General features: G+C 69.7%; 1 protein-coding gene. It reads left to right on the forward strand.

The window, feature by feature from the left end; genetic code table 11:
- Positions 1-4711 (forward strand): type I polyketide synthase (locus ACWEKM_RS45825; RefSeq protein WP_451627249.1); only part of this gene is annotated, 4711 nt, incomplete at both ends.

Genomic DNA, 4711 nt, shown 5'->3' on the forward strand with positions numbered 1-4711 from the left:
GGTGGGACGGTGCTGGTCACCGGAGGCACGGGTGGTCTGGGGTCCGTACTGGCCCGGCATCTGGTGTCCGAGCATGGTGTTCGGCATCTGTTGCTGCTCAGTCGGCGTGGTGAGCGGGCTCCGGGGGCTGGTGAGCTGCGTGAGGAGTTGGAAGGGCTGGGTGCGTGGGTGGGTTTCGCGTCGTGTGATGCGGCCGATCGTGATGCGCTGGCCGAGGTTCTGGCCGGGATACCGGCCGAGCATCCGCTGACGGCCGTCATCCACACCGCCGGCATCCTCGACGACGCCACGATCGAGTCGCTGACCCAGGACCGGCTGGCAGCCGTGCTGCGCCCCAAGGCCGATGCCGCACGAAACCTCCACGAGCTGACGCAGGATCAACCTCTCAGCGTCTTCGTCCTGTTCTCGTCCGTGTCCGGCCTCATCGGAACGGCGGGGCAGGCAAACTACGCGGCCGCCAACACCTACCTCGACGGACTCGCCGCCCACCGACGCGCACACGGTCTGCCGGGACTCTCCCTCGCCTGGGGCCTGTGGAGCGCCGACCACGGCATGGGCGGCTCCCTCAGCGAGCCCGACCGCGCCCGATGGTCCCGCTCCGGCATCCTGCCACTGCCGCCCGAGCAGGGCCTCGCGCTCTTCGACGCCGCACTGGCCAAGGACACGGCGCTCGCCGTGCCCGTACTGCTCAACCCCGGCATGCTGAACGCGGCCGCCGAACTGCCATCCCCGTTGCTGCGCGGTCTCGTCCGTACGCGCCCCGCCCGCCTCGCGGCCAAGACCGTCGGCGGTGGGACGGGTACCGACGTGGCCTGGGCGCGACGGATCGCCGAACTGCCCGAGGAGGAGCGACTCGACGCCGTACTCAACGACGTGCGCGGCGTTGTCGCGTCCGTTCTCGGACACCAGGACGCGAGCGGTATCGACCCCGAACGGGCCTTCCGGGAGATCGGCTTCGACTCCCTCGCGGGAGTCGAACTCCGCAACCGCCTCGGTACGGTCACCGGGCTGCGCCTCCCCGCCACCGCCGTCTTCGACCACCCCACGCCCACGGCACTCGCACGCCATCTGCACAGCCGGGTGGCCGGAACCGCGCCCACGACGACATCACGCCCGACCGCGGTGGCTGCCGCCGACGAGCCGATCGCGATCGTGGGCATGGCCTGCCGTTTCCCGGGCGGTGTGAGTTCGCCCGAGGAGTTGTGGCGGCTGGTGTCGGACGGTGTGGACGCGGTCGGGGAGTTCCCGGTCAACCGCGGCTGGAATCTGGATGAGTTGTACGACCCGGATCCGTCGCAGGCGGGAACGTCCTACACCCGGCATGGTGGATTCCTCTACGACGCCGACCGGTTCGACCCGGAATTCTTCGGGATGTCGCCGCGCGAGGCGGTGGCAACCGATCCGCAGCAGCGACTGCTGCTTCAGGCGGCGTGGGAGACGTTCGAGAGCGCGGGCATCGACCCGGCCACCGTACGAGGCACCAACACGGGCGTCTACGCGGGCGCCATGTACGACGACTACGCCTCGCGCCTGGCCAAGAGCCCCGAGGAGTTCGAGGGCTTTCTGCTGGCGGGGAACCTCTCCAGCGTGGTCTCCGGGCGACTGGCCTATACGTACGGCCTTGAGGGACCGGCGGTCACGGTCGACACGGCCTGCTCGTCCTCCCTGGTCGCGCTGCATCTGGCGGCCAACGCGCTGCGTCAGGGGGAGTGCGACATGGCGCTGGCCGGAGGCGTCACCGTCATGTCGGGACCGAACACCTTCGTCGAGTTCTCGCGCCAGCGCGGACTCTCCGAGGACGGCCGGTGCAAGTCGTTCTCGGCTGCCGCGGATGGTACGGGCTGGTCGGAGGGTGTGGGTCTGCTGCTGGTGGAGCGGTTGTCCGATGCTCGGCGTAACGGTCATCGGGTGCTGGCGGTCGTGCGGGGCAGTGCGGTCAATCAGGACGGTGCGTCCAACGGCCTCACCGCGCCCAACGGTCCTTCGCAGGAGCGGGTGATCCGCCAGGCGTTGGCGAACGCCGGTTTGTCGGCTGTGGACGTGGATGCGGTCGAGGCGCACGGTACCGGTACGACGCTCGGTGATCCGATCGAGGCGCAGGCGTTGCTTGCTACTTATGGTCAGGGGCGTCCGGAGGACCGGCCGCTGTGGCTGGGGTCGTTGAAGTCGAACATCGGTCATGCTCAGGCTGCTGCGGGTGTCGGTGGTGTGATCAAGATGATCGAGGCCATGCGGCATGGTGTTCTGCCCAGGACCCTGCATGTCGACGAACCCACCCAGCATGTGGACTGGGAAGCGGGAGCGGTGTCCCTGCTCACGGAAGCCCGTGACTGGCCGCAGACCGACCATCCCCGCCGCGCCGGTATCTCCTCCTTCGGCATCAGCGGCACCAACGCGCACATCATCATCGAGCAGCCGAGCGAAAGCGAAGCGGAGGCCCGTGCTTCCGCCACCCCGAGCGGCGCGGTCCCGCTGTTCGTCTCCGCGCGCGACGAAGCGGGACTGCAGGGGCAGGCCGAGCGGCTGCACGCCCACCTGACCGCGAATCCGGAACTGTCCTTGGCGGACGTCGGGTTCTCGCTGGCGACGACCAGGGCCGCCCTGGAACGCCGTGCCGCAGTCGTGGGCGAGGACCGTACGGAGATCCTGCGCGGCCTCGACACCCTCGCGCGGGGTGAAACGGCCGCCGGTGTCGTACGCGCCGACAGTCCCGTGTCCCGAGGGAAGACCGCGTTCCTGTTCACCGGGCAGGGCAGCCAGCGTCTCGGCATGGGCCGCGAACTCCACGCGAGCGAGCCCGTGTTCGCCCGTGCGCTGGACGAGGTGTGCGCCTACCTTGACGACAAACTCGAACGGCCGCTGAAGGGCGTCCTGTTCGCGCCCGCCGACTCGGCGGAGTCGGTTCTGCTGGACCAGACGGCCTTCACCCAGGCCGCGCTCTTCGCCGTAGAGGTCGCTCTGCACCGACTGGCCACGAGCCGGGGGGCCGCTCCCGACTATCTCCTCGGCCACTCCGTCGGCGAGATCACCGCGGCGCATGTGTCGGGTGTGCTCTCCCTCCAGGACGCCTGCACGCTGGTCGCGGCCCGCGGCAGGCTCATGCAGGCAGCCCGCGAAGGCGGCGCGATGGCGGCACTGCAGGCCACCGAGCCCGAGGTCCGCAAAACCCTCGCCGAGTTCGGTGACTCGATCGCGGTCGCCGCCGTCAACGGCCCCCGCGCCGTCGTCGTCTCGGGCGACGAGCCCGCAGTCGACAAGATCGCGGCACTGTGGCGGGCCAAGGGCCGCAAGAGCAAGCGGCTTCCGGTCAGCCACGCCTTCCACTCGCCCCACATGGACGAGGTCCTGGACGAATTCCGTGCCGTGGCCGCGCAGCTCACCTTCCACGAGCCGCGCATTCCCGTCGTCTCCAACGTGACCGGTGACCTCGCCACCGCCGAACAGCTGCGGTCTCCCGACTACTGGGCCCAGCACATCCGCCAGGCCGTCCGCTTCCACGACTGCGTACGGCTCCTCGAAGCGCGGGGCGTCACCGACTACCTGGAACTCGGCCCCGACGGAGTGCTGACCGCGATGGTTCAGGACTGCCTGTCGAACGAGGCCGGCACGATCGCGCCGATGCTGCGGGCCGGGCGACCCGAAACCGTCACCGCCACGTCGGCCCTGGCGCTCCTGCACCTGCGAGGCGGAGCCCTCGACCCGGTGGCGACCTACCCCGACGCCCGCCGCGTCGACCTGCCCACATACGCCTTCCGCCGCGACCGCTACTGGCTCACGGCACCGACGGCTCCCGTCGACGCGGCGGGACTCGGTCTGCATGCGACGGACCATCCACTGCTCGGCGGCGCCGTACGCATCGCCGACCGGGACGGCCACCTCTTCACCGGCAGGGTCTCCCTCGCCACCCACCCGTGGCTCGCCGACCATCGGGTCCAGGGATCCGTGCTGCTACCGGGGACGGCGCTGCTCGAACTCGCCCTGCGCGCCGGCGAGCATCTCGGATGCGAGCGCGTGGAGGAGCTGACGCTGACGGCTCCACTGGTCATCCCCGAACACGGTGGTGTCCAGCTCCAGATGGTCGTCGCGGAACCAGATGATTCCGGTGCCCGGGGGGTTGTTGTGTATGGGCGTGTGGAGGGTGATGAGGGTGGGTGGAGGGTGCATGCCGGTGGTCGGTTGACCGCCTGGGTGGGTTCGGGTGAGGGGTTGGGTGTGTGGCCTCCGGTGGGTGCTGTGGAGGTGGATCTGGATGGTGTGTACGGCCGGTTGGCTGATGCCGGTTTTGCTTATGGTCCTGGGTTTGCGGGTCTTGGCCGGGTGTGGCGGGGTGAGGGTGAGGTTTTTGCCGAGGTGGTGCTGGGTGAGGAGTGGCGGGGGGATGCGGGCCGGTTTGTGGTGCATCCGGCGTTGTTCGATGCGGCGTTGCATGCGTTGTTGCCTGGTGTGGTGGACGGGGATGTCGTGGCGCGGCTTCCGTTCGCGTGGGGTGGGGCTGAGGTGCATGCCGTGGGTGCCTCCGCGTTGCGTGTGCGGTTGAGGGAGACGGGCGCGGACACGGTGGCATTGACTCTGGCCGACTCTACGGGGGCGTTGGTGGCGTCGGTTGATGAGCTGGCTCTGCGGCCGGTGGCTCTGTCAGCTGCTGTGCGCGGTGATGGGCTGTTCGGGGTGGAGTGGCGGCGGATCGCGGTGCCGGAGGTCCGTGGGGATG

It is taken from the genome of Streptomyces sp. NPDC004752 (genome assembly GCF_053601275.1).